Origin of the sequence: Catellatospora coxensis (genome assembly GCF_016862635.1) — a bacterium.
Lineage (GTDB): Bacteria > Actinomycetota > Actinomycetes > Mycobacteriales > Micromonosporaceae > Catellatospora > Catellatospora coxensis.
The window spans coordinates 294,619-319,780 of sequence record NZ_BONI01000001.1 but is presented as its reverse complement, the minus strand read 5'-3'; the positions used below and the strand labels follow the sequence as shown (position 1 = coordinate 319,780).

The 25,162-nt window shown below is 72.5% G+C and carries 18 protein-coding genes; 5 read left to right on the top strand and 13 right to left on the bottom strand.

Features of this window, described 5'->3' with window-relative positions:
* Positions 1-24 precede the first annotated feature (24 nt).
* The 8 genes from Cco03nite_RS01400 to Cco03nite_RS01365 are packed head-to-tail and all read right to left on the bottom strand — an operon-like array spanning position 25 to position 8,981.
* Positions 25-792, bottom strand: a complete 768-nt coding sequence (locus tag Cco03nite_RS01400; RefSeq protein ID WP_203688024.1) for a cyclase family protein — start codon at positions 790-792, stop codon at positions 25-27.
* A 38-nt stretch (positions 793-830) separates the two neighbouring features.
* Positions 831-2,093: an FAD-dependent oxidoreductase gene (locus tag Cco03nite_RS01395; protein WP_203688023.1), complete on the bottom strand. Its 1,263-nt coding sequence runs from the start codon at positions 2,091-2,093 to the stop codon at positions 831-833.
* Positions 2,086-3,471 (bottom strand): acetyl-CoA carboxylase biotin carboxylase subunit, encoded by a 1,386-nt coding sequence (locus Cco03nite_RS01390; RefSeq protein WP_203688022.1) that lies wholly within the window; start codon positions 3,469-3,471, stop codon positions 2,086-2,088. The genes Cco03nite_RS01395 and Cco03nite_RS01390 overlap by 8 nt, the downstream gene beginning before the upstream one ends.
* 9 nt (positions 3,472-3,480) lie before the next feature.
* On the bottom strand, positions 3,481-4,098 hold the full coding sequence (locus Cco03nite_RS01385) for an acetyl-CoA carboxylase biotin carboxyl carrier protein (RefSeq protein ID WP_239167023.1): 618 nt from the start codon (positions 4,096-4,098) through the stop codon (positions 3,481-3,483).
* Positions 4,095-5,825 carry an acetyl-CoA carboxylase carboxyltransferase subunit alpha gene (locus tag Cco03nite_RS01380; RefSeq protein ID WP_203688062.1) on the bottom strand — a complete coding sequence of 577 codons (1,731 nt, stop codon included), beginning with the start codon at positions 5,823-5,825 and terminating at the stop codon, positions 4,095-4,097. Before Cco03nite_RS01380 ends, Cco03nite_RS01385 begins: the two co-directional genes overlap by 4 nt.
* A 5-nt stretch (positions 5,826-5,830) precedes the next feature.
* Complete coding sequence (locus Cco03nite_RS01375; RefSeq protein ID WP_203688021.1) at positions 5,831-6,091, bottom strand: acyl carrier protein; 261 nt, start codon at positions 6,089-6,091, stop codon at positions 5,831-5,833.
* A 36-nt stretch (positions 6,092-6,127) separates the two neighbouring features.
* Positions 6,128-8,059 (bottom strand): AMP-binding protein, encoded by a 1,932-nt coding sequence (locus tag Cco03nite_RS01370; RefSeq protein ID WP_203688020.1) that lies wholly within the window; start codon positions 8,057-8,059, stop codon positions 6,128-6,130.
* On the bottom strand, positions 8,049-8,981 hold the full coding sequence (locus tag Cco03nite_RS01365; protein ID WP_203688019.1) for an SRPBCC family protein: 933 nt from the start codon (positions 8,979-8,981) through the stop codon (positions 8,049-8,051). Before Cco03nite_RS01365 ends, Cco03nite_RS01370 begins: the two co-directional genes overlap by 11 nt.
* Before the next feature lie 295 nt (positions 8,982-9,276).
* On the opposite strand from Cco03nite_RS01365, the gene Cco03nite_RS01360 reads away from it, so the two are divergent.
* The 4 genes from Cco03nite_RS01360 to Cco03nite_RS01345 all read left to right on the top strand — a co-directional run bounded on the left by Cco03nite_RS01360 (position 9,277) and on the right by Cco03nite_RS01345 (position 14,922).
* Positions 9,277-10,128, top strand: a complete 852-nt coding sequence (locus Cco03nite_RS01360; protein ID WP_203688018.1) for an AfsR/SARP family transcriptional regulator — start codon at positions 9,277-9,279, stop codon at positions 10,126-10,128.
* Between the two features lie 79 nt (positions 10,129-10,207).
* Positions 10,208-11,476 carry a beta-ketoacyl-[acyl-carrier-protein] synthase family protein gene (locus Cco03nite_RS01355; RefSeq protein ID WP_203688017.1) on the top strand — a complete coding sequence of 423 codons (1,269 nt, stop codon included), beginning with the start codon at positions 10,208-10,210 and terminating at the stop codon, positions 11,474-11,476.
* Positions 11,473-12,759 (top strand): ketosynthase chain-length factor, encoded by a 1,287-nt coding sequence (locus Cco03nite_RS01350; protein WP_203688016.1) that lies wholly within the window; start codon positions 11,473-11,475, stop codon positions 12,757-12,759. Before Cco03nite_RS01355 ends, Cco03nite_RS01350 begins: the two co-directional genes overlap by 4 nt.
* A gap of 219 nt (positions 12,760-12,978) precedes the next feature.
* Positions 12,979-14,922 carry a multicopper oxidase family protein gene (locus Cco03nite_RS01345; RefSeq protein WP_203688015.1) on the top strand — a complete coding sequence of 648 codons (1,944 nt, stop codon included), beginning with the start codon at positions 12,979-12,981 and terminating at the stop codon, positions 14,920-14,922.
* Positions 14,923-15,031: 109 nt separating this feature from the next.
* Here Cco03nite_RS01345 and Cco03nite_RS01340 read toward each other — a convergent pair whose 3' ends face one another.
* The 5 genes from Cco03nite_RS01340 to Cco03nite_RS01320 all read right to left on the bottom strand — a co-directional run bounded on the left by Cco03nite_RS01340 (position 15,032) and on the right by Cco03nite_RS01320 (position 24,174).
* Positions 15,032-16,315 carry an alpha/beta hydrolase family protein gene (locus tag Cco03nite_RS01340; protein WP_203688014.1) on the bottom strand — a complete coding sequence of 428 codons (1,284 nt, stop codon included), beginning with the start codon at positions 16,313-16,315 and terminating at the stop codon, positions 15,032-15,034.
* A gap of 182 nt (positions 16,316-16,497) precedes the next feature.
* On the bottom strand, positions 16,498-17,172 hold the full coding sequence (locus Cco03nite_RS01335) for a phosphatase PAP2 family protein (protein ID WP_203688013.1): 675 nt from the start codon (positions 17,170-17,172) through the stop codon (positions 16,498-16,500).
* Positions 17,165-20,560: an efflux RND transporter permease subunit gene (locus Cco03nite_RS01330; RefSeq protein WP_203688012.1), complete on the bottom strand. Its 3,396-nt coding sequence runs from the start codon at positions 20,558-20,560 to the stop codon at positions 17,165-17,167. The genes Cco03nite_RS01335 and Cco03nite_RS01330 overlap by 8 nt, the downstream gene beginning before the upstream one ends.
* A 16-nt stretch (positions 20,561-20,576) precedes the next feature.
* Positions 20,577-21,038 carry an efflux RND transporter periplasmic adaptor subunit gene (locus tag Cco03nite_RS01325; protein ID WP_203688011.1) on the bottom strand — a complete coding sequence of 154 codons (462 nt, stop codon included), beginning with the start codon at positions 21,036-21,038 and terminating at the stop codon, positions 20,577-20,579.
* Between the two features lie 7 nt (positions 21,039-21,045).
* On the bottom strand, positions 21,046-24,174 hold the full coding sequence (locus tag Cco03nite_RS01320; protein ID WP_203688010.1) for an efflux RND transporter permease subunit: 3,129 nt from the start codon (positions 24,172-24,174) through the stop codon (positions 21,046-21,048).
* A gap of 241 nt (positions 24,175-24,415) precedes the next feature.
* Between Cco03nite_RS01320 and Cco03nite_RS01315 the strand changes: the two genes are divergently transcribed.
* Positions 24,416-25,138, top strand: a complete 723-nt coding sequence (locus Cco03nite_RS01315) for a Bax inhibitor-1/YccA family protein (protein ID WP_203688061.1) — start codon at positions 24,416-24,418, stop codon at positions 25,136-25,138.
* Positions 25,139-25,162: the final 24 nt, after the last annotated feature.

The following is a 25,162-nucleotide window of genomic DNA, read 5'->3' as shown; positions in this document are numbered from 1 at the left end:
GGTTGGTCGGGAAAGGTCGGCGGGTCAGAGGATGGCCACGGCGCGGGTCCAGCCGGCGCCGGCGCCCTTGATCTTGATGGGCAGGCAGGAGACGGTGAAGCCGTACGGCTGGGGCAGCGCGTCCAGGTTGGCCAGCCGCTCGATCTGGCAGAACTCGCGGTCGCGGCCGGTGAAGTGGGCCGGCCACAGCACGCTGCGGTCGCCGGTCTCGTTGAAGCGCTTGAGCATCGCGCCGAACGGGGCGTCCAGGCTGAACGCGTCCGTGCCGATGACCCGGATGCCCTTGTCCAGCAGGAAGTTCGTGGCACTGCCGTCCAGGCCGGTGAACTCGGTGAAGTAGCGCGGGGTGCCGGCCCAGGCCGACGCGCCCGTGTGCAGCAGCACGATGTCCAGCGGCTGGGGCTGGTAGCCGATGCGGGCCAGTTCCTTGTCGAGGAAGTCGGCGTCGACGGTCGGGCCGGTCGCCGAGCGCAGGTCCAGGCAGACCGCGGGGCGGTGGAACCAGTCCAGCGGCATCTCGTCGATGTGCCGGGGCACGCCGTAGCTGGCCTTGCTGCCGTAGTGGGACGGCGCGTCGATGTGCGTGCCGGTGTGCGTGGTGAGCTTGAGCGTGTCCACCGACAGCAGCTCGCCGTCGGGCAGCACGGACGGGTCGAAGTCGACGCCGAAGTGCAGCGCCATCTCCTCGGCCATGTGCACCGCGCCCTGCGCGGGCGTCATGACGTCGTGGATGACCGGCTCGGGTTCCCAGGCCGCGGCGTCCACGGCCGTGGACAGGTCGATGATGGGCATGAGCAGACTCCTTGCTGGAACGGACGGATCGGAGAAGGTCAGTTCGGTGTGGCGGGGCCGGTGGCGGTGGCGTACAGGTCGGTGCGCACCCGGCAGCGCGGGTTGCCGAAGGCGACCATCCGGGTGAGCCTGTGGCCGATCGGGGTGCGGTGCACGATCGAGGCCACCGCCTGCCGGCCCACCTCCAGCGCCCGGCTGCGGCTGCCGAGCATCCCCTTGGCCTGCAGGTGCTGGAACTTGAGCACCTTGCGGATGTCGGCGCCCCGGGCGGTGGTGTAACCCGCCAGCGCCGCCGCCTCCACGGGTCCCGGTTTGCGCAGCGCGGCGACCAGCGCCGGGTGGGCCAGCACCGCGTCCTGCAGGGCCAGGTTGAGGCCCTGCGCGCCGAGCGGGCTGTGCGTGTGCGCGGCGTCGCCGATGAGCAGCAGCCCGTCGCGCGCCCATTCCCGGGCGGTGCCCGCGAACACGTCGAGCAGGCTGAGGTCGGTCAGGCCGCGCACCTTCTCGTACACCCGCCCGGCGTACTCCGGCACGGCCTGGCACAGCTGGTCGCGGAACTCGGTGAACGGCCGCGCGGCGAACTGCCGGTAGCCGCCGTGCGGCAGCGCCCAGCCGAGCTGGATGCCCTCCGGGTAGCTGCTGTAGCTGAGCAGCATCCGGCCGCCGCCGCCGCGGATGGTCACGTCGCGCACCGCCTCGCCGGCCGCGGGCAGCTTGAACCACAGCAGGTCGAAGGTGAACACGTCGCGGCGGTCATACGGGATCCCGGACAGCTGCCGCGTCTTGGAGTAGCGCCCGTCCGCGCCGACGACGCAGCGGGACCGGACGGTGCGGTGCCCGCGCGGGCCGGAGACGACCGCGCCGCGCACCGCGCCGTCGTCGCGGACCAGGTCGGTGATCCGGGTCCCGGCGAGGTAGCGGAACGTCGGCTCCCGGCGGCAGGCCGCCAGCAGCTCCTCCAGGATGTACTGCTGGGGCACGCTGAGCATGTAGTTGTACGGCCCCGGCAGGTCCCGGTAGTCCACCCCGAGCACCGCCTTGCCCTTGTTGACCAGCTGGAAGCGGTCGTGCACGTGGCTGCCCCGGTTGCGGGCCGCGGCCAGCACCCCGAGTTCGGCCAGCACCGCCAGCCCGCCGGGCTGCAGGATCTCCCCGCGATAGGCCCGGTCGAAACTGGACGACTTCTCCACCACCGTGACGTCGACGCCGGACCGCGCCAGCAGCAGCGCGAGCGCCAGCCCGGCCGGTCCGCCGCCGATCACGCAGACATCGGTGAGGACGTCGCTGTCCCTGTCAGCCAATGGATGCCTCCTCGGTCAGACCTCGCGCACCGGTCAGGTTGATGCCGGCGACCAGCGAGGTGTCGTGCGTTCCCTCGATGAACTGCGGATGGTCGAGCACCGCGAGCAGGAAGTCGCGGTTGGTGGAAAGGCCCGGCCCGGCGGCGTGGAACTCGCCCAGCGCCCGCCGCATGCGCAGCAGCGCCTGCGGCCGGTCCGGCGCCCACACCACGAGCTTGGCCAGCAGCGGGTCGTACGCCGGGGACACCCGGCCGCCCTGGTAGGCGTCGGTGTCGACGCGCACGAACGGGCCCCCGGGCAGCGTCAGCTCGACCAGCCGCCCGGGTGCGGGCACGAAGTCGCGGGCCGGGTCCTCGGCGTTGATCCGGCACTCCATCGCCGCGCCGCGCGGGACCAGGTCCTCCTGGCGCAGGCTCAGCCGCTCCCCCGCCGCGATCAGCAGCTGCTCGCGGACCAGGTCGACGCCGTGGGTCAGCTCGGTGACCGGGTGCTCGACCTGGATCCGGCAGTTGACCTCCATGAAGTGGAAGCCGCCGTCGTGGTCGACGAGGAACTCGAAGGTGCCCGCCCCGACGTAGCCGGTGGCCAGCGCCCCGCGCAGGGCCGCCTCGCCCATCTGCCGGGCCAGGTCGGCGGGCAGGCCCGGGGCGGGCGTCTCCTCGATGATCTTCTGCCGCCGCCGCTGCGCCGAGCAGTCGCGCAGGCCCAGGTACACGCCGTCGCCGTACTGGTCGCAGAGGATCTGCACCTCGACGTGGCGCGCGGTGGGCAGGTAGCGCTCCAGGTAGAGCCGGTCGTCGCCGAACAGCGACTGCGCCGCCGACTTGACCTCCCGGAACTGCCGGACCAGGTCGGCCGGTTCGTGCACGACCTGCATGCCGCGCCCGCCGCCCCCGGCCACCGCCTTGACGATGACCGGGTAGCCGATCCCGGCGGCCACGTTGACCGCGAGATCCGGGCACTGCACGGGCCCGTCGCTGCCGGGCAGCATGGGCAGGCCCGCGGCGGCCATCGTGGCGCGGGCGGCGGCCTTGTCGCCCAGCCGCTCGATCACCGCCGCGGGCGGGCCCACGAAGGTGATGCCGTACGCCTCGCAGGCCTCCGCGAAGTCGGGCACCTCGGACAGGAAGCCGTATCCGGGGTGGACCGCGTCCGCGCCGGTGCGCCGGGCGGCCTCCAGGATCGCGGACATGTTCAGGTAGCTGGAGCGCGCCGGGCCGGGTCCGATGCAGACGGCCTCGTCCGCGAGGTCCACCACCGCGGCGTCGCGGTCCTCGGTGGAGTAGACGGCGACCACGCGCAGCCCCAGCTCACGGCAGGTACGGGCGACGCGCAGGGCGATCTCGCCCCGGTTCGCGATGAGCACGGTGGTGAACACGGCCGCCCCCTAGTGCCCGGTCGCCGGGGCGATGGTGAGCAGCCGGTCGCCGTACTCCACCGAGGTGCCGTCCGGGACGTGCACGGCGACGATCTTCCCGTCGCGTTCCGCCTCGACCGGGATCATCAGCTTCATCACCTCGATGATCGCCACCTGCTGGCCCCGCCGGACCTGGTCGCCCTCGGTGACGAACGGGGCCGTGCCCGGCTCCGCGGCCCGGTAGAACGTGCCCACGGTGCCGGCGCAGACGTCGACGAAGCCGTCGCCGGCGGGAGCCGCGGGAGCGGGCACGTGGCCCACCGCCGCCGCGGCGGCTGCCCCGGCCGGGGTGCCGTTGGCGGTCCCGGCGACGGCCTGGACGACCGCGGTGACCGGTGCCGTCTCGGCGGGCGGCGCGGGCTCGCCGGCCCATTCCAGCTCGACGAGCACGTCGCCGGCCCGGATGCGCAGCGCGCTGGGCTGGCGGTCCACGCCGGACAGCAGCTGCTGGGCGCTGCGGCGTACGTCGTCGAGGTCGTCGGCGACGGTGCGGCCCGAGTCGGGCAGCGGGCCGTGCAGGGGGCATGCGTCCGCGGTGTCCACCGGAACGGGTGGCACGCGCAGGTGTGGATCGAGCAGACCGGTCACCACGAACCTCCTTCGGTCGGGATCAGTACGGCCTCGTCGGGCCGGCGCGAGCTGCCGAACCGGCGGAAGCGGGCCCGCCGCTGCGCGACAAGGCGGCTCTGGTCGAGCCCCGCGAGGTCGGCCAGCTCGGCATGGACGGCGGCGCGCAGCGCGGCGGCCGCGGCGGCGTGGTCGGCTTCCGCGCCGCCCGGCGGTTCCGGGATCACCGCTTCCACCACGCCGAGTTCGAGCAGGGAGCGGGCGTCCACGCGCAGCGCCTGGGCGGCGGTGGGCGCCGCGGCGGCGTCGCGCCACAGGATCGCCGCGCAGCCCTCGGGGCTGATGACGGTGTAGACCGCGTTCTCCATGATCAGCACGCGGTCCGCGACGGCGATGCCGAGCGCGCCGCCGCTGCACCCCTCGCCGGTGATCACGGTTACCACCGGGACGGGCAGCGAGCCCATCAGGCGCAGGTTCTCCGCGATGGCGGTGGCCTGGCCCTGCTCCTCGGCGTCCACTCCCGGGTACGCCCCGGGCGTGTCCACCAGCGTGAGCACGGGCAGGCCCCACTTGGCGGCCAGCCGCAGCAGCCGGGCGGCCTTGCGGTAGCCCGCCGGCCCCGGCATGCCGTAGTTGCGGCGGTCCAGCTCGCGGGTCGTGTGGCCCTTCTCGTGGCCGATCACGACCAATGGTGTTCCGCCGAGCCGGCCGACCCCGCCGATGATCGCCGGGCAGTCGCCGCCCGCCCGGTCGCCGTGCAGCTCCTCGAAGTCGTCGAGGATCATGCTGAGGTAGTCCGAGGTGGTCGGGCGGGCCACGTTGCGCGCCCGGCGCACCGCCTCCCAGGCCCGCCGCTCGGGTAGCAGCCCCGGATCGCGGACCACGGTGTACGCGCCGCCCTCGACCGGGGCGGGCGGCACCGCGTCCCGGCGGGTGCCGATGGCCAGCAGCCGGCCGATGCGGTGGCGCAGCGCCGGGCGCGGGCAGATCAGGTCCAGGAAGCCGCGGTCCAGCAGGAACTCCGCGGTCTGGAAGCCGGCCGGCAGCTCCTGCTTGATGGTCTGGGCGATGACCCGGGGCCCGGCGAAGCCCAGCCGCGCGCCGGGTTCGGCGACCACGACGTCGCCGAGCATCGCGAACGAGGCGGCCACGCCGCCGTAGGTCGGGTCGGTGACCAGGCAGACCGTGGGCAGCCCCGCCTCGTCGAGCTGGTGCAGCGCCTGCGCGGTCTTGGCCATCTGCATCAGGCCGATGACGCCCTCCTGCATGCGCACCCCACCGGACGCGGTGACCAGCAGCAGCGGCAGCCGCTGGGCCAGCGCGGTCTCCGCCGCGCAGGTGATCAGCTCGCCGACCGCGCCGGACAGGCTGCCGCCCATGAAGCGGAAGTCCATCACCGCGGCGATCGCCGGGGTGCCGGCCATCCGCAGCCGGCAGCACACCACCGCCTCGACCAGCCCCGTCGACTGCCGCGCCTCGGCGATGCGCTGCGGGTACGGCTTGTCGTCGACGAAACGCAGCGGGTCGGCGGCGTCGGCGGCCAGGTCCAGCGGCTCGACCGAACCGGGATCGGCCAGCAGGGCCAGCCGGTCCCAGGCGCCCAGCGGGCGGCAGTGCCCGCACTGGGGGCAGATGCCGTTGCTGCGGGCCAGCCGCTTGCCGTACACGACGGCCTGGCAGCGCTTGCACGACACCCAGGACGCTTCCGGCCCGGCCGGACCGGGCAGCTCGCCCGGTCCGGCCGTCATTTCGCTCATGACAGAGCCCCGGTCCGGGTGGAGCTGACCAGGTCGATCAGCTGTCCGGGCGTGCTCACCGCCAGCACGGCGTCGTCGGGCAGGCGGATGTTGAGGTCGCGCTGCAGGCAGGCCGTGGTCTCCAGCAGCGCCAGGGAGTCATACCCCAGGTCGGCGAAGCTGGTGTCGGCGATGTCCCCGTCCAGGTCCACTCTCTCGTCCGCCCCTGCGACATCGCGCAGGATGCGCCGCACGTCCTCGATGGTGAAGTCGTTCATGACGCGCTCCCTTCCGTTTCGGCATGGGCACAGGGCTCAGCGGGTGGCGAGCGGGGCGTGCTCGTCGACCGCGTCGTACAGGTCGTGCTCCGGGACGGCCAGCCCGGCGAGTTTCATGACCTGCTCCCGGAAGCCCGGGGTCTGCACGGCCTTGGCGTGCGCGGCGGCGTCGGCCCACTGCACGGTCTCGATGAAGACCTCGGGCTGGCGGCGCGAGCGGTAGAACTGGCGGCCGATGAAGCCCGGCTGCGCGCTCATGTACGCCGAGATCTCTTCCAGCGCCTGCTCGAACCGGGCGACGTCGCCGTTGACGGTGATCTTGTTGATGAACGTGACCATGTGGTCGCTCCTTCGGGTGTGGGCGGCGCCCTGCCGCTCGTGTACTCGGGTGCGCACGTCCCGGCGGCGGGCCTTGCCGTTGGGCGAGCGCGGGATCTCCCGCACCAGCTCGATGCCGTGCAGGTGCTGGTATTCGGGCAGGCCGCCGTTCACGAACGCGACGATCTCGTCCGCGCCGACCTCTTCGTCGTCGGTGACGACCAGGGCGTACGCGACCGCGCCGCGGTACTCGTGCGGCATGTCGACGACCATGCAGTCGGTCACCGCCGGATGGCGCATGATCACCCGCTCCAGCTCCACGGGTGAGACCAGCCAGTTGTCGCACTTGAAGACGTCCTTGAGCCGGTCGACGAGGAACAGCGTGCCGTCGTCGTCGAGCCGTCCCACGTCGCCGGTGTCGAACCAGCCCTCGGCGTCGTACGGGCGCTGCACCCCGTCCGGGGTCAGGTAACCCGCCATCAACTGCGGCCCGCGCAACTGCACCTCGCCCGGGGTGCCGGTGGGCAGCGGCTGCCGGGTGTCCAGGTCGACGACCCGGCACTCGGTGCCGAGCACCGGCCGCCCCACCGAACCCGCCGACGGCCGGTCGATCCGGTCGCAGTGGGTCAGTGGCGAGGTCTCGGCCAGGCCGTACCCCTGGATGACCGGGACCCCCAGCCCGGCGCAGAGCCGGGCCGCGGCGGCCGGGGCCAGCGCGGACCCTCCGGAGAGGATGGCCCGCACCCCCGGCATGTGCCAGGTGGGCAGCCGTGGATCGGCCGCCATCCGGGCCAGCCGCACCGGCAGGCTGTAGAAGTGCGTCGCGCCGCTGCGGGCCGCCGTCGCGACGGCGGCCGTCGGGTCGGCGTCCGGGCACAGCACCTGGGTGGACGCCGCGCTCACCGCCGAGTTCAGGTGCATCGGGTGGTACGTCGGCAGGTGGTTGAGCGTGACCGTGTCCGGCCCGAGCCCGTGCACCGCCGCCACCTGGGCCGCGTTGTAGACCAGGTTGCGGTGGGTGAGCAGCACCGCCTTGGGCCGCCCGGTGGTGCCGCTGGTGAACTGCAGCACCGCCACCTGGTCCGGGTCGTCGACCGGCGACTCGAACCGGGCCGCCCGGCCCGCCGGGGCGCCCGCGGCCGGCACGCAGTGCTCGCCCGGACGGTCCAGGTAGAACACGTGCGCCAGGCGCGGCAGGTCGAGCCGGATGCGCTGCAGCTTGTCTGCCATGTCGGCGACGCCGACGAGCACCTGCACCCCGGCCGACTCCAGCGCGTACGCCAGCTCCTCCTCGCCCTGCAGCGGGTTGATCACGGCGCACACGTGGCCCGCCCGGATCGTGCCGTAGTAGGCCACCGCGAACGCCGGGTGCAGCGCCCCGGCCACGCCGACGACCGGGCCGGGCAGTCCTGGCCGCGGCGGCGTCGCGTCCCGCGGGAGCAGCGCGCTGAGCTTGGCGGCGAACCCGTCGGCGGCCGCGTCCAGCTCCGCGTACGTCATCGCCCGCGAGCCGGTCTGCACGGCGATGCGGTGCGGTGCGCTCGCCGCCGCCCGGCGCAGCAGCCCGTCGAGGGTGCCGCCCGAGCGGGCGAGCGCGTCGGCCAGCGCCCGCTCGGCGGCGACGAGGTCGGCGTCGGCGCTACTTGGCACTGGCCGGCTCCTCGGCGAACGCCTGCGCGTGGCGCAGCGTCTGCAGCGAGTTGGTGCTGAGCACCCGGCGCAGGTAGCGGCGCGCGTCGGCGACCGTGGTGTCCTCGCCGAGCAGGTTCAGCGCCGACGGCTTGATGGTGGCCGTGTGCCGGGCGTGCACGGTCACGCCCTCGGGCGTCTCGACGAAGTGCCAGTGCCCGGTGTGCGCGTCGAGCAGCTTCGGCAGTCCGATCTGCTTGTAGATGATTTTGTGCGGCAGGCAGACGCGCACCGAGCGGGTGGTGTGCGCGCGGCCCTCCGGGGTGACCGTGTCCATGTCGAAGAACTGCACGCCGGGCTGGTCCTCGGTCATCGACAGCGCCGTGACGTGCGGGACCCGCTCGGGCCACTTGTCGGCCGCGTACAGGAACTCGTAGACCTGCTGCGGCTGCCCGGCGATGAACAGCGGGTCCTCGAACGAGATGACCAGCTGCTCCAGCTCGTCCCAGCGCTCGGCCAGGCCCTTGACCCGGGACACGATCTCCTGCGCGCCTTCGAGCTGCGCGGCGGCGGCGTCCGCGCCCTCGGCGCCCGGCGCGGCGGTCACGGTGATCGTCAGCTCGGCCTCGCAGGCCTGCTCGCCCTGCGGCGCGAACGTCCACTCGGTGCGCACCGACACCAGCGGGGCGGCGCAGTCGCGCTGCTCGGTGACGACCCGCAGCCCGGCCTTGTCGATGGTGCGGGTGGTGCTCCACTGACGTACGCCCTCGCCCTCCAGGGCCCACCAGCGCACGTTCGCCCCGTCGGCGTCCGGCTCGGCGTGCACGCCGTCCGGGAAGAACTGCGGCCAGTGCCGCAGGTCGTTGATGAGCTCGAAGGCGACCGCGGCCGGCGCGGCGACCTCCGCGCGCTGGGTCTCGGTGTACACCTTGTTCTTGGACATCGGCGCTCCTCTACGGGCCGTGGTGGGGATTTCGGCCGCACGCGGTCATCCGCGGCGAACCGGTCTGCCAAGAACCGTCGCAGCCGGCCACTTGAGAACCGGTGGAAAGCGACTTGAATGCCCAGGTCAAGCCACCACGCCGCGATCACGGCGGGCGGATGCGGGCGGGCGGCGCACCGGCCGGAAAGATCACCCTCAGTTACGGCAAATGGGACAGATAGCCCCTCTCCAGCACTAATAGTGGTGGAGGCGGCATTCGCACATCGCGAGCGCGACGAGCCATTCGGGGGTGGACATGCAATGTCGAGTACTCGGCCCGCTGGACCTGCGCAGCGGCGGGATGTCGGGTGATCTGACCGCGCCCAAGCCGCGCAAGGTGCTGGCACTGCTGCTGATCCACGCCGACCGGGTGGTGCCGATCGACCTGCTCACCACCGAGCTGTGGGACGACGAGCCGCCCGCGAGCGCGCTCACCACGCTGCAGACCTACATCCTGCAGATCCGCCGGATGCTGGCCCGCACCTGCGCGATGGACCCGGCCCGGGTGGCCCGGGAGCTGCTGGTCACCCACGCCGACGGCTACCAGCTGCACCTGGACGGCTCGTCGCTGGACCTGCACGAGTACGAGCGCCTGGCCGACCAGGGCCGGCTCGCCCAGCTCTGCGGCGACCACGCGCACGCGTCCCGGCTGCTCGGCGCGGCCCTGGCCGTATGGCGCGGCTCGGCGCTGGTGGACGTGCGGCTCGGGCCCGTGCTGCGGGTCGAGGCGCTGCGCCTGGAGGAGGCCCGCCTGGCCACCTGGAAGCAGCGCATCGACGCCGACCTGGAGCTCGGCCGGCACCGGGAGATCCTGGGCGAGCTGGGCTGCCTGGCCGCCCGCCATCCGCTGCACGAGGACCTGCAGGCCCAGTACATGATCGCGCTGTACCGGGCGGGCCGGCGCACCGACGCCCTGGAGGCCTTCCGCAGGCTGCGCGGGGTGCTCATCGACGAGCTCGGCCTGGAGCCCTCCCGGCGCATCCAGCGCGTGCAGCACGCCATCCTCACCGCCGACCCGGTGCTGGACACGGCGTCCGCCCTGGACACCGCGTGGACCTGGGAGAGCGCCGGAGCCGAACTCGTCACGGCCGGCCGCGGCCTCGCCTGACCAGCCGATTTCTCAAGCCGGACTCAAGTCGGCGCGCGCGACGCTCGACGCAGGTCCACCGACCCCGCAGGAGGCGTCCATGCATCGACGTGTCGTGATCACCGGATTGGGCGTGGTGGCGCCGGGCGGCATCGGCGCCAAGGCGTTCTGGGAGCTGCTGACCTCAGGACGTACCGCGACCCGCACCATCAGCTTCTTCGACCCCTCGCCGTTCCGGTCCCAGGTCGCCGCCGAGTGCGACTTCGACCCGGCCGCGTACGGCCTCACCCCCGCGCAGACCCTGCGCATGGACCGCGCGGCCCAGTTCGCCGTGGTCGCCGCCGCCGAGGCCGTCTCCGACGCCGGCCTGGAGCTCGCCGAACTCGACCCGGGCCGGATCGGCACCGTGGTCGGCAGCGCGGTCGGCGCGACGATGAGCCTGGAGCGCGAGTACGTCATCGCCTCCGAGCGCGGCCGGCGCTGGCTGGTCGACAACGCCCGCACCTCGCCCCACCTGTACGACTACTACGTGCCCGGCTCGTTCGCCGCCGAGGTGGCCTGGTCGGTCGGGGCCGAGGGGCCGGCGGCCGTGGTGTCCACCGGTTGCACGTCCGGCTTGGACGCGGTCGCGTACGCCGCCGAGCTGATCCGCGAGGGCAGCGCCGACGTGGTGGTCGGCGGGGCCAGCGACGCGCCGATCTCCCCGATCACCGTGGCCTGCTTCGACGCCATCAAGGCGACCACGCCGCGCAACGACGATCCGGCGCACGCCTCCCGGCCGTTCGACAACAGCCGCAACGGGTTCGTGCTCGGCGAGGGCTCGGCCATGTTCGTGCTGGAGGACCTGGAGCGGGCCCGCCGCCGCGGCGCGCCGGTGTACGCCGAGATCGTCGGCTTCGCCTCGCGCTGCAACGCCTTCCACATGACCGGGCTGCGCCCCGACGGCCGGGAGATGGCCGAGGCGATCCGCAACGCCCTGGACACCGCGCGGATGGACCCGACCGCGATCGGCTACGTCAACGCGCACGGCTCGGGCACCAAGCAGAACGACCGGCACGAGACGGCGGCGGTGAAGCTGGCGCTGCGCGAGCACGCGTACGCCACCCCGATGAGCTCGATCAAGTCGATGGTCGGGCACTCGCTCGGCGCGATCGGCGCGATCGAGGTCGCCGCCTGCGCGCTGGCCATCACCAACGGCGTCGTGCCGCCCACGGCCAACCTGCACGAGCCCGACCCCGAATGCGACCTCGACTACGTGCCCCTGGAGGCCCGCGACCGCAGGCTCGACGCGGTGCTGTCGGTAGGCAGCGGCTTCGGCGGCTTCCAGAGCGCCATGCTGCTGGCCCGCCCGGAAGGAGACGCCCGATGAGCGAGCGCGGCGAGCGATTCATCGGCACTGGCCAGGCCGCCGACGAGCAAAGCGGGCAGAAGGCCAGCGAGGCTCCGGTGGTGACGGGAATCGGCGTGATCGCCGCGACCGGGTTGGACACCGAGACGTACTGGAAGGCCACCCTGGCGGGGCGCGGCGGCATCGGCCGCATCGCGCGCTTCGACCCGGCGCAGTACCCGTCCCGGCTGGCCGGGGAGATCCGCGACTACGACCCCGCCGACCACCTGCCGGACCGGCTGCTGGCGCAGACCGACCACGTCACCCGGTTCTCGCTGACCGCCGCCGCGACGGCGCTGGCCGACGCGGCAGTCGACCCGGCGTCGCTCGGCGAGTACGACATGAGCGTCGTGACCGCGAGTTCGGCGGGCGGCTTCGAGTTCGGGCAGAAGGAGCTGGAGAAGCTGTGGTCAAAGGGCGGTGACCACGTCAGCGCGTACCAGTCGTTCGCCTGGTTCTACGCGGTCAACACCGGGCAGATCTCCATCCGGCACGGCATGCGCGGCCCCAGCGGCGTCGTCGTCACCGACCAGGCCGGCGGGCTCGACGCGATCGGCCAGGCCCGCCGCCACCTGCGCGCGGGCACGGCGCTGGCGATCACCGGCGGCGTGGACGGCTCGCTGTGCCCGTGGGGCTGGATCGGGCAGCTCGCCACCGGGCAGATCAGCGAATCCGACGACCCGGCGCGGGCCTACCTGCCCTTCGACGCCGACGCGAACGGCTTCGTGCCGGGCGAGGGCGGGGCGATCCTCGTCGTCGAGCAGCGCGAAGCCGCCGAGCGCCGGGCCGCGCCCCGGGTGTACGGCGAGATCAGCGGCTACGCCGCCACCTTCGACCCGGCCCCCGGCTCCGCCCGCCCGCCCGGCCTGCGCCGCGCGATCGAGCTGGCGCTGGCCGACGCCGGTTGCGCCCCGTCCGACGTGGACGTGGTGTTCGCCGACGCGGCCGGGGTCCCCGCGCTGGACCTCGTCGAGGCGCAGGCGCTGACCGGGGCGTTCGGCGCGGGCCGGGTGCCGGTGACCGCGCCGAAGACGATGACCGGGCGGCTCGCGGCCGGGGCGGGCGGGCTCGACGTCGCCACGGCCCTGCTGGCCCTGCGCGACCAGGTCATCCCGCCGACCGTCAACGTCGGCACGCTCGCCGCCGGCTGCCGCGACCTGGACCTGGTCCTCGACGCCGCCCGCCCCGCACCGCTGCGCCGGGCACTGGTGCTGGCCCGCGGCATCGGCGGCTTCAACGCCGCCGTGGTGGTCACCGCCCCGTAGCGCCGCGACGAAGATCGCCGTTTCCGGTCAGAACCCGAGGTCCGACCTCACCTTCCGACCGGAGACGGCGATCTTCGCGTATGGAGCCTCCGGTGCGCCTGTTTGGGCTGGTGGATGTCGGTGGTTAGGGTGGCGGAGTTCCTGGCAAATCGGACAAATTGGGTTCCCAGTCCTGTGCCGGTCGCCAGGTCTCCCGACATCGCGACCGAAGGGCGACCGATGCCTTCCCGACGACAACTTCTCACCACCGGCGTGCTGTCCGGCGCGGCCATGCTGATACCGGCCCCGGCGAGCGCCGCTCGCGCCGCGGCCGCGGCAATGGCCGCAGGCAAGCTCGACGCTTCCAGGATCCACAAGTACAAGACGCGGCTGCCGATCCCGGCCGCCATGCCGGCGGTCTCCACCAAGGGCAAGGCCGACCGGTACGCCGTCGAGGTGCGCCAGTTCCGCCAGCAGATCCTGCCGCCGGGCATGCCGCAGACCACGGTGTGGGGCTACGGCTCCGCGGCCCACCCGAAGACGTTCGGCTACCCCGCGCGCACCATCGAGGCGCGCACCGACCGCCCGGTCGAGGTCACCTGGATCAACGGGCTGATCGACGCCAGGGGCCGGGCCCGGCCGCACCTGCTGCCCGTGGACCCGACCCTGCACTGGGCCAACCCGGCCGGCGGCGTCGCGCACCGGGACATGCCCGCCGACTTCGCCAAGACGCCGCCGCGCTACACGGGTCCGGTGCCGATCGTGACGCACGTGCACGGCGCGCACGCCGCGGAGGAGGCCGACGGCTACCCGACGGCCTGGTACCTGCCCGACGCCCCGATGCCGCGCGGCTTCGCCACCACCGGCTCGGACTACGCCGACATGCGGGAGAAGGCCGAGGGCTACGGCCCGCGCTGGAAGCCCGGCCAGGCCGTGTTCCGCTACGACAACGACCAGTCCCCGGGCACGCTGTGGTATCACGACCACGCCCTTGGCCTCACCCGGCTCAACGTGTACGCGGGCCCGGTCGGCTTCTACCTGATCCGCGGCGGCGAGCAGGACCTGCCCGAGGGCACCCTGCCCGGTCCCGCGCCCGGCCCCGACGACCCCGACGGCACCCACCACTACGAGATCCCGCTGGTCATCCAGGACCGCTCGTTCCGCACCGACGGATCGCTGTACTACCCGGACAGCCGCAGCCTGTTCCACGACGCGTTCGCGGGCCCGTACGTGCCGGCCAGCGACATCGCCCCGATCTGGAACCCGGCTTACCTCGGCGACGCGATCGTGGTCAACGGCCGCACCTGGCCGCAGCTGGCCGTCGAGCCGCGGCGCTACCGGTTCCGGCTGCTCAACGGCAGCAACTCGCGCTCGCTGATCCTGAAGATCGCGGCCAGTGCGACCGCGCCGCGCCCGGCTAGCGCGGCGGTGCCGTTCTGGCAGATCGGCTCCGACGGCGGCTGGCTGCGCGAGCCGGTGCGGCTGGAGCAGCTGCTGCTCGGGCCGGGCGAGCGCGCCGACGTGGTCGTCGACCTGACTGGGCTGGCCGAGGGCGCCGAACTCTTCGTGATCAACGAGGCGCCGGACGTGCCGTACGCGGCCGGGGTGCTCGGCACCGACTACCAGCCCGCGAACATCGCCACCACCGGCCAGGTGATGAAGCTGCTGGTGGTCCCGCTGCGGGGCACGGACACCAGCGTGCCGCCGGAGCACCTGACCCTGCCCGCCGCGCCGAAGCTGCCCGACTCGGCGGCGAGCTGGCGGGTGCTGCTCGACGAGCTGCCCTCGGCCGCGCTGACCGGCGTGAACCACCGCGTCGCCACGCTCGGCACCGTCGCGCCGGACCGCACCCAGACCCCGCTGCGCTGGCACGACGCGCCGACCGAGAAGCCGGTGCTGGGCCGCAGCGAGACCTGGGAGATCCTCAACTTCACCGACCACTCGCACACCGTGCACCTGCACCAGGTGCAGTTCGAGGTGGTCAGCCGGCAGCCCTTCGGCATCCCGCCGAAGCCGCGCCCGGCCGAGTCCTGGGAGTCCGGCCGCAAGGACACCGTGCTGGCCCACTCCGGCGAGGTGACCCGGGTCAAGGCCGTCTTCGACCGCCCCGGCCGCTACGTCTGGCACTGCCACATGCTCGAGCACGAGGACAACGAGATGATGCGCCCCATCCAGGTCGCCTAGTGCACAAAAGGAAGGGCACCTTCACATCGCTCCGCGATGTAGAAGGTGCCCTTCCCCACGCGCGGCACGCGCTGAGCGGCGCGTCTTCGACGCCGGACCGGGCCGGCGGTCAGAGCGGGGTCTTCGTCACCTTGCCGCCGTGGTCGACGTACCAGCGCTCGCTGGCCAGCGGCACCCCGCGCAGCCGGTCGACCAGCCAGTCCACGGCCAGCGTCGGCGCGAACGGGCCCAGGTTCGCCGCGGGCACGCCGCCGATCGAGTGCCGCGAGTCCTGGTACACCACCAGCTGCTTCGGCCCGGCGACGCTGCTCAGCAGCGCCTCGCTGCACTCCAGCGGGCTCAGCTCGTCGCGGTCCCCGGCCAGCACCAGGTACGGCATCTTCAGCAGCTCGGCGTGGCCCTCCCAGGTCAGCGTCCGGGCGAACGCGTCGAACGCGTCCTCGTCGGTGTGCCCCGACATGTACATGAAGCGCATCTTGTACGTCGGCCAGGCCTGCTCGAACGCCGCCGACCAGCCCGGCTGGTGGCAGGTGTTCATCACCGCGCACGCCTTGATCCGGGGCTCGTGCGCGGCCGCGATGGTCCCGGCGAACGAGCCGAAGCTGATGCCGCTGAGCACGATGCGCGACGCGTCGACCTCCTCGCGCTGGGACAGCCAGTCCACGCAGGCGGTGCCGGTACGCGCCCACGCGGGCACCGTCGTGTGGATGCCCATCATCGCGGCCTCGTACTGCCCCGGCCCCTCGATCGCCAGCACCGCGAAGCCGCGGGCCAGGAAACGGTCCCCGTGCAGCGCGACGGTGGCCTCCTTGAAGCTGTCCATGCCGGGCACCGCGATCACCACCGGCAGCCGGCCGCCGTGGTAGCCGGGCGGCAGGTGGAACCAGGCGGGCAGCGCCCCGCCCGCGAACGGGATGGTCACCGCCTCGATGCGGTGGTCGGCCAGCTCGGCGTAGTGCGCGAAGCAGGCCCGCTTGCGCCGGTGGTAGAAGCGGTTGACCTCGTCGTCGCTGTGGATCGGCCACTGCGCCGCGCCCCAGTGCACGGCCGCCATGAAGTAGTTGTCGCGGGCGGTGATCTGGTGCCCGTCGGCGGCGGCGGCCTCGGCGCGCGCCTCGCGGCGGCGGGCGACGGCCTCGAAGGTGGGCGCGAAGTCGGCGTACCGGCGCACCCGGGCGCGGATGGCGGCGAAGTCGGCCCCCGCCTCCACGCCGCAGGCGGCGTTCCAGTAGATGGAGCGGGGCTGGTCGAAGTCGACGCCGGTCTCGGCGATGGCCGCCTCCAGCCGGTCTCGTTCGGCCAGCCAGCGCCGGGTGGCGCGGACGGGCCGCTCGGCGCCCGGCGGCGCGGTGGCGGTCGTCCGTGTTTCCGCATGGGACTTGAGCTGATCCATGTCGATCTCCTTCGTCGCGCGACACCGTCGCCTGCCGGTGCAGACGGCACCGGCACACCGTCCCGGCGGCGCGTGAGCACGCCGCAGGGCTGCCCGACGATGTCCGCCGCGAGTTCAGGCAGCACCGTCCCCGTAAGCACCCTGGCACACCGCGAGCCCCGATGAGGCCGAATCAGTCCAGGTCAGACGTTCACCCGAGGGCGGGAAGCGGCGCGTAGGCGGTCGTGCAGCATCGCCGCCGCGACCACCGTGGCGAGCCAGCAGGTGCCCAGGGCGTAGCCGGCGAGCACGTCGGTGAGCCAGTGCACGCCGAGGTACAGCCGGGAGAAGCCGACCAGCAGCGCCACGGCCGTCACCGCCAGCCAGACCAGCGGCTTCGCCGCCCGCCCCACGCGCAGGCTGACCAGCAGTGCGAGCATGCCGTACGCGGCGGCGGCCTGCGCGCTGTGGCCGGACGGGAACGCGTACCCGGTGGCGGTGGTCAGCACCTCGCCGACGACGGGCCGCGGCCGCACGGTGAGCAGCTTGCCCGCGGTGACCAGCAGGGCGCTGCCCACCGACACCGCCAGCACCAGCGCCACGGTGCGCCGCCGGTCCCGCCACAGCGGCAGCAGCAGCGCCGCCAGCACGAGCAGCGGCACGGTCACCCAGCCGCTGCCCAGCCAGGTGACGACCTGCATGCAGCGGGTCAGCCAGGGCGTGCGGTGATCCGCCAGCCAACTCGCGACCGGCGGATCTCCGCTGCTCAGCTCCTCGTGCGCGACCACGTCGTCGGTGATGCCGGCGAGCACCCACAGGCCGACCAGCGTCGCGGCCGCCCCGAAGGCCAGCCAGCCCCGCACCCGGTGATCAGGCAAGACGCAACCTCACCCGGATCGTGCGCAGCCGCCCGCCCGGGGGCGTCCCGCGAGGGGCCGCCGAGCGCCGCGCCGCCTCCGGGCACGGGCCGCCGTGCGGCGGGGCCGCGCGGGCTGTCGCGCCGCCCGGTGTCCTCCTCGGCACGCCGCGCGGCCACCACCGGCCGGCCGGTGTCCGGCCCATGGCCATGGTGGGCGACGGCCCGGTGGGCGGCGTCGCGGCGGCGTGCCGCGGACCCGACGGTTCGGTGGGCGAGGTCGGGCCCGCGTCCAGGGCGTCGTCGCGGCGGCCCTTGCCGAACTTGAGGTACAGCGCGGGCAGCACGAACAGGTTCAGCAGGGTCGAGGTGACCAGGCCGCCGAGGATGACCACGGCCATCGGGTACTCGATCTCGTGGCCCGGCAGGTTGCCGAGCACCACCAGCGGCACCAGCGCCAGGGCGGTGGCCAGGGTGGTCATCAGGATCGGCGACAGCCGCTCGCGCGCGCCGCGCAGCACCAGCTCCAGCCCGAACGGCTCGCCTTCCTCGCGTTCCAGGTGCTGGAAGTGGTTGATCATCAGGATGCCGTTGCGGGCCGCGATGCCCAGCACCGTGAAGAAGCCCACCAGCGAGCCGAGCGAGATCACCCGGCCGGTCAGGAACGCCGCGAGCACGCCGCCGACCAGGGCCGCGGGCAGGGTGAGGAAGGACAGCGCGGCCAGCCGCCAGCTGCCGTACGACGCCTGGAGCAGGAAGAAGATGGCGACGCCCGCGAGCACGGCGTAGATCGCCAGTCGCCGGTCGGCGGCCTGGCGCTCGGCGTACTCGCCCAGGATCTGGGCGTAGTGGCCACGCGGGAAGTCGACCGTCTGCATCTTCTCTTCCAGCTCGCCCACGACCGAGCCCAGGTCGCGACCCTTCACATTGGCGTCGACATCGATCTTGCGCAGGGTGCCGTCGTGCTCGATCTGGTTCGGTGTCGACGCGATGCGCACGTCGGCCACCTCGCTCAGCGGCACCGTGCCGCCGGCGGGCACGTCGATCGGCAGCTGCCGGATCGCGGTGACGCTGGACCGCGTCTCCGGTGTGCTCCAGACCTGCACGTCGTAGGCCTTGCCGTCGCGGAAGACGTCGCCGACCTCCTCGCCCGCCATCAGCGTGGCCGCCGCGCGGCGCACGTCACCGGGCTTGATGCCGAGCTGCTGCGCTTTGGCGAGATCGACCTCGACCTCGATCTGCGGCACCTGCTTCTGCAGCGAGATGTGCTCGTCGACCACGCCGTCGATGCCGGACAGCACGTTGAGAACCTTGTCGGCCTGCTCCCGCATGACCTGGAGGTCCTCGCCGTAGATGCGCACCACGATCGCGTCGCCGGAACCGGTGAGCACCTCGCGGATCCGCTCCTTGAGGTAGGTCTGCACGTCGCGGACCAGGCCCGGGTAGCTGTTGACGACCGCTTCGATCTTCTTGTGGGTCTCGTCGTAGTCGGCGTCCGGGTCGATGCTGATCCAGTTCTCGCCGAAGTTGACCCCGACCACCTCGTCGGCGATGAGCGCCTGGCCGATGTGCGCGCCGAAGTTGCGTACCCCCGGAATGGCCATGAGGTCCTTGCTGGCCTGCTCGGTGATGCGCACCTCCTCCGGATGCGACGCCCCGGGTTCGGTGACCCAGTGCATCAGGAAGTCGCGCTCCTTGAACGAGGGCAGCAGCGCCTGGCCCAGGCCCGGCAGCACCGCGAGGCCGGCCAGGGTCATGACCGCGACCAGGGCGTACGCTCGCACCGGGCGCTTGGTGATGCGGCTCAGCGCCGACTGGTAGCCCTTCTGCAGCCAGCGCACCAGCGGCGACTCCCGCCGCTCCAGCGGCGCCTTGCGCAGCAGGATCAGCGCCAGGGCCGGGGTCACGGTCAGCGCGACCACCATGGACACCAGCACGGCCAGCATGTAGGCCAGCGCCAGCGGCCGGAAGAACGCGCCGGTCAGGCCTTCGAGGAAGAAGATCGGCACGGCCGACGCGATGATGATCAGCGTGGCGTAGACGATCGGGCCCCGGACCTCCAGCGAGGCGTCGAGGATCAGTCGGGCGGTCGTCGGCACGGAGTCGTCCGCACCGGCCCGCCGGGCCTGGCGCAGCCGTCTGACTATGTTCTCGATGTCGATGATGGCGTCGTCCACCACCACGCCGACGGCGATCACCAGCCCCGCCAGGATCATGGTATTGATGCCGTACCCGAACGCGTGCAGCACCAGGCCCGCACCGACCAGCGACAGCGGGATGGCGACCACGCTGATCAGCGCGGTGCGCCACTCGAACAGGAACAGCGCCAGCACCAGCACCACCAGCAGGCAGCCCAGCAGCAGGGCCCGGCCCAGGTTGTGGATGGCGGTCTCCACGAACGTGGCCGGCCGGAAGATCGTCGTGTCGACGGTGATGCCGGTCAGGCCCGGCGCGAGCTCCTTCATCGCCGCCTCGACGCCCTCGGTCACCTCCAGCGTGTTTCCCCAGGGCAGTTTCTCGACGATGAGCATGAGACCCGGCCCACCGTTGATCACCGCGTCGCCGATCATCGGCTGGTGGTCCTCCTTGACCGTGGCGACGTCGGCCAGCAGCACCTTCTTGCCGTCGCGCTCGGCCACCGGGACCTGCGCCAGGTCCTGCGGGGTCACGATCGGCAGCACGTGCTGGATCGCCAAGCGCTGGTTCGGCGTCTCCAGATAGCCGCCGGTGCCGATCACCGCGCCGTCGGAGTAGCGCAGCAGGCCCGCGTCGAGCGCGTCGGCGGTGACCTCCATGACCTCGTCCAGCGACACGTCGTGCGCCTTCATCCGGGCCGGGTCGGCCTGCACCTGCAGCATCTGCATGCGCTCGCCCCAGATGGCGACGTTGGCGACGCCGGGCACGCGCAGCAGCCGGTTGCGGATGGTCCAGTAGGAGACCATCGACATCTCCATCACGGACCGGCTGTCCGAGGACAGCCCGATCTTCATGACGCGGCTGGTCGACGACAGCGGCTGCAGCATGACGGGCGGGCTGGCCCAGGTCGGCAGCATGGCCGAGGCCTCGTTGAGCCGCTCGGACACCAGCTGGCGGGCCTTGAGCAGGTCCGTGCCCGGCTTGAAGATGAGCACGATCGACGACAGCTGGGACACCGACTTGGACCGGATGTCGGCCAGCCCCTCCACGCCGTTGAGCGCCTGCTCCAGCGGCACCGTCACCAGCGCCTCCACCTCCGCGGCGGACAGGCCCAGGCTGGGCGTCTGCACCTCGACCCGCGGCGGGGCGAACTCCGGGAACACGTCGACCGGCATGTCGCGCAGCTGCCCGACGCCGAAGAACATCATGCCGCAGGCGATCGCGACCACCAGGGCCCGGAACTTCAGGCTCGATCCGACGATCCACCGCATCATGGCCGCGCCGCCCCCGTCACTTGCCGATGCCGGTCTCGGCGCCGTAGAGCTCGGCCGCGCCGACCGACACCACCTTGGCCCCCGCCGCGGGTCCCTGGGACAGCCGCACCTGGTCATTCTCGATCTTGGTGACGGTGATCGGCTCCCGCTGGAAGCTGTGCGGCGCGGTCTCGACATACGTCCACGTGGTGCCGTCCGGCAGGTAGATCAGCGCGGAGTACGGGATGGTCTTGACCCCCGCCGCCTCGGTCAGCGGCACCGTGGTCAGGCCGAGCCGCCCCGCGCCCTCCTCGGTGAGGGTGACCTTCTTGACCTTGCTGCCTTCGATCGCCTCCACCTTGGCCGGCTTGGCCGGCGTCGAGGTGCTCGTGGGCACCCCCTTGGCCGCGGCGACGCCCAGCGCCCCGACGACCAGCAGGCCGACCAGCAGGCCGCCGACCGTCCACCGGTCGAGCCTCTCGCCGAAATGGTGCTTCATCGTCGTGTCACCCCAACCGTGGTTCGGTGTAGAGCGCGAGGTCCTCGCGCTGCGAGCCGGCCCCGAAGCGCAGGTACAGCGCGGGGACGGCGAAGAGTGCGAGCAGCACGGCCACCGCCAGGCCGCCGAGCACGACCAGGACGACCGGCCGCAGCAGCTCCATGCCCGCCCGGCCGCCGAGCAGCAGCAGCGGCAGCAGCAGGGCGGCCGTGCTCACCGCGGTGACCAGGATCGAGCCGGCCTGCTCCCGGGCCGCCCGGGTGACCAGGCCCTGGCCGAAGGGCTCCGCGCCCTGCCGTTCGAGGCCCTGCATGTGGCCGATCATCTGCAGCACGAACCGGGCCGTGATCGCGGCCACCGCGACCAGCGCGGTCAGCGTCGTGATCGCCGACAGGCCCGTGATCAGCCCGGTGATCAGGCCACCGGCCATCGCCACCGGCAGCGTCAGGAACGCCAGCGCGGTGAGCTTCCAGCTGCCGATCGCCGCCTGCATCAGCAGGAAGATCCCGATCAGCGCGGCGAGCCCGACCAGCAGCAGCCGGTTCTGGTTCTCCTGCTGGTGCTCGTACGCGCCGAGCAGCTCCGCGTGGTGCTCCAGCGGGAACGGGATGGCGCCCAGTTTGTCCTGCACGTCGTCGACCACGGCCCGGTAGTCGCGGCCCTTGATGCCGGCGCTCACGTCGACGTACCGGAACACCGAGTCGCGTTCGATGACGGTCGGGCTCGGCGCGATCGACACGTCGGCGACGTCGCCGAGCCGGATCTGCTGCCCCGCCGGAGTGTTGATCTTGAGGTCCTGGATGCTGGTCAGGCTGTTGCGCACGGTCGGCGCGCCCCAGACCACGACCTCGAAGACCTTCTGGTCCTCGAAGAGGTTGCCGACCTGGATGCCGGACAGCATCGCGGCGGCGGCCCGGCGTACGTCACCGGGCTTGATGCCGGCCTGCTGCGCCTTGGCCAGGTCCACCTTGACCCGCACCGTCGGCTCCTCCACGGGCAGGTCGGCAGTCGGGTTGACCACGCCGTCGACGGTGCCCAGCATCTGCTGCACCTCGGCCGCCTTGCTGCGCAGCACGTCGAGGTCCTGGCCGTACACCCGCACCACCACGGCTTCCTCGTCACCGCCGAGCAGCTGGGTGATCCGCTCCTCCGGGTAGGTCAGCACGTCGGTGTCCAGCCCCGGGTAGCTCTTCACCAGCGAGGCGATGGCGGCGCGGGTCGCGCCGTAGTCGGCGGCCGGGTCGATGTTGACCCACAGCTCGCCGGAGTTGACGTTCACCACCTGGTCGGAGGTGATGGCCCGGCCCAGGTGCGCGCCGACGGCCTGCACCCCGGGCAGCGCCTGCAGGTCCTTGCTCACCTTCTCGGTGATCCGGGTCATCTCGATGCCGGAGGTGCCGGGGGTGGTGTCCCAGTGCACCAGCAGGCTGCGCTCGCGCAGCGACGGCATGACGCTCTGGGCCAGCGGCTGGAACAGAGCCAGCACACCGCCGAGGGCGACCAGCCCGGCCAGCCCGTACGCGATGACGGGCGTCCGCAGCACCGGCGACAGCGACTTCGGGTACCAGCCGTGCGCCCAGCGCAGCAGCGGCGAGGAGTGCCGTTCCAGGGCCGTGTCGCGCAGCAGCACCAGCGACATGGCCGGGATGAAGGTCAGCGCCACCACGGTCGAGGCGAGCACGACGGCGACGAAACCGAGGGCCAGCGGGCGGAAGAACAGCCCGGTGAGCTCCGGCAGCAGCAGCACTGGCGCGGCCGCGACCAGGGCGATGACGGTGGCGTACGCCGTCGGCTTGCGCACCTCCAGCGCCGCGTTGAAGATGGCGCGGCCGACCGGCTCCTCGCTGCCCGACAGCCGCCGTTCGCGCAGCCGGCCCGCGATGTGCCGGACGTCGCCGACCGCGTCCGCGATCGCGAACACCACCCCGAGCACGATGCCCGCCAGCAGCATCAGGTTCAGCCCGTACCCGGCGAAGCTCAGCACCACCCAGGCCAGCGCCACCGACACCACGACCGCCAGGAACGCGGTCAGCGCGGTGCGCCACTCCCAGAAGCACAGCGCCAGCACCAGCGCGAGCAGCAGCAGGCCGAGCACCGAGACCAGGACGGAGCTGTCCAGCGCCCGGTCGATGAAGGCGGCCGGCTGGTACACATTCGTGTTCATCTCGATGCCGGTCAGGCCGGGCTTCATCGCGGCCAGCGCCGCCTGCACGTCCTTGGTCACCTGCACGGTGTTCGCGCCGGGCAGCTTCTCGACCACGAGCATGAGGCCGGGGCCGCTCTCCACCAGCGCGTCGCCGATGAGCGGCTGGTGGTCCTCGACCACCGTCGCCACGTCGCCCAGGCGCAGCTTCTTGTCGCCCTCCTGGCTCTCCAGGGTGACCTTGGCCAGGTCCTCCGGGGTGCGGATGGGCAGCACGTGCTGGATGCCCAGGCGCTGGTTCGGGGTGTCGATGAAGCCGCCGGTGCCCGGCGTCGACGCCTCCAGGAAGGTCAGCGGGGAGACCCACAGCGCGTTGCCGGCGGTGGCGATGACCTGGTTGAGCGTCACGTCGTTCTGCTGCAGCTTCGCCGGATCCACCTGCACCTGCAGCTGCCGCTCGCGGTTGCCCCAGACGGCCACGTTGGCCACACCGGGCACGCCGATCAGGCGCGGCTTGATGACCCAGCGGGCCAGCACCGACATCTCGGTGAGCGGCACGTCCTTCGAGGTCAGGCCGACCATCATGACGCGGTTGGTGGACGACAGCGGCTGCAGCATCACCGGCGGGCTGGACACGTTGGGCAGCGCGCCGGCCTGGGTCAGCCGCTCCTGGACCATCTGCCGGGCCCGGTACACGTCGGTGCCCGGCTCGAAGATCAGTTCCACTGAGGAGAGCCCGGGGACCGACTCGGAGTTGATGTGGTCGAGCCAGGCGACGCCGTTGAGCAGATCGGACTCCAGCGGCACGGTGATGAGCTGCTCGACCTCCTCCGCGGACAGGCCGAGCGCCTCGGTCTGCACCTCCACCCGCGGGGCGCTGAACTCGGGCAGCACGTCCACGGGCGCGCTCTTGAGCCGTACCGCGCCCAGGATCAGCAGCGCCGCCGCGAGCGGCAGGATCAGGAGGCGGAACTTGAGACTGGTGCTGACCATCCAGCGGATCATGGCCGTGGACTTCCCTTCCAGCGACCGCGGAGCGGCGGTACATCCGTCCGATGGGGCGCGACCGAGGCCGCGCAACCCGCATAAGCTGACCGTAATCCGAACTCGCCCGATTTGGGAGACTCATTCGGATTTCAGAGATATCTCAGTGAACACACAGCCTCAGTGTGTTTCGAAAGCTAATGTCCGGTTGAGAGTGCCGATACGTCGTCAGCGGAGGACGTCCGTGGTGATGCAGAGCTCGAATCCCGTGCTCACCCGTCCGATCGAAGCGCCGGTCGTGCTCGACCAGCGGCAGCGGCTCACCCTGGACGGCGTGTGCGGGCGGACCCTGGTGCTCGTCGCCGTCACCGCGGCGGCCGCCGCCGCGTCCTGGAACCTGCTGCAGGCGCCCGCCTGGACCGGGCTGGCCGTGCTCGGCTCGACCCTGGCCGGGCTGGTGCTCGCCCTGGTGATCGTCTTCAAGCGGATCACCAACCCGCTCGTGATCAGCGGGTACGCCGTACTGCAGGGCGTCTTCCTGGGCGTGGTCAGCCGGGAGCTGGAGCAGCAGTTCCCCGGCATCGTCGTGCAGGCCGTCATCGGCACGTTCGGCGTCTTCCTCGCCATGGCCGCGCTGTACAGCGCCCGCATCCTGCGCGCCACGAAACGCTTCACCCAGGTCGTCACCGGCGCGCTGCTCGGCATCGTGCTGCTCAGCCTGGTCGACCTGGCCCTGCGCTTCTTCGGCCACAGCCTGCCGATCTACCGCGCCGGCACCCTGGGCGTGCTGTTCGCCGTGCTCTGCGTCATCGTCGGCGCGCTGACCTTCGTCATCGACTTCGACCAGGTCGAACGCGCCGTCGCCGCCGGCCTGCCACCCCGCTTCGGCTGGTACCTGGCCTTCGGCATGCTGGTCGGCCTGATCTTCCTCTACTGGCAGATCCTCCGCCTGCTCAGCTACCTCCGCCGCTGAGAACAAAGGAAGGGCACCTTCGTC

Excerpts from the sequence above, each read along its gene's own strand:
- Cco03nite_RS01340 (WP_203688014.1), bottom strand. The coding sequence starts at position 16,315 with ATGGATCAGCTCAAGTCCCATGCGGAAACACGGACGACCGCCACCGCG.
- Cco03nite_RS01360 (WP_203688018.1), top strand. The coding sequence starts at position 9,277 with ATGCAATGTCGAGTACTCGGCCCGCTGGACCTGCGCAGCGGCGGGATG.
- Cco03nite_RS01320 (WP_203688010.1), bottom strand. The coding sequence starts at position 24,174 with ATGGTCAGCACCAGTCTCAAGTTCCGCCTCCTGATCCTGCCGCTCGCG.
- Cco03nite_RS01365 (WP_203688019.1), bottom strand. The coding sequence starts at position 8,981 with ATGTCCAAGAACAAGGTGTACACCGAGACCCAGCGCGCGGAGGTCGCC.
- Cco03nite_RS01315 (WP_203688061.1), top strand. The coding sequence starts at position 24,416 with ATGCAGAGCTCGAATCCCGTGCTCACCCGTCCGATCGAAGCGCCGGTC.
- Cco03nite_RS01325 (WP_203688011.1), bottom strand. The coding sequence starts at position 21,038 with ATGAAGCACCATTTCGGCGAGAGGCTCGACCGGTGGACGGTCGGCGGC.
- Cco03nite_RS01330 (WP_203688012.1), bottom strand. The coding sequence starts at position 20,560 with ATGATGCGGTGGATCGTCGGATCGAGCCTGAAGTTCCGGGCCCTGGTG.
- Cco03nite_RS01355 (WP_203688017.1), top strand. The coding sequence starts at position 10,208 with ATGCATCGACGTGTCGTGATCACCGGATTGGGCGTGGTGGCGCCGGGC.
- Cco03nite_RS01380 (WP_203688062.1), bottom strand. The coding sequence starts at position 5,825 with ATGACGGCCGGACCGGGCGAGCTGCCCGGTCCGGCCGGGCCGGAAGCG.
- Cco03nite_RS01350 (WP_203688016.1), top strand. The coding sequence starts at position 11,473 with ATGAGCGAGCGCGGCGAGCGATTCATCGGCACTGGCCAGGCCGCCGAC.
- Cco03nite_RS01400 (WP_203688024.1), bottom strand. The coding sequence starts at position 792 with ATGCCCATCATCGACCTGTCCACGGCCGTGGACGCCGCGGCCTGGGAA.
- Cco03nite_RS01375 (WP_203688021.1), bottom strand. The coding sequence starts at position 6,091 with ATGAACGACTTCACCATCGAGGACGTGCGGCGCATCCTGCGCGATGTC.
- Cco03nite_RS01345 (WP_203688015.1), top strand. The coding sequence starts at position 12,979 with ATGCCTTCCCGACGACAACTTCTCACCACCGGCGTGCTGTCCGGCGCG.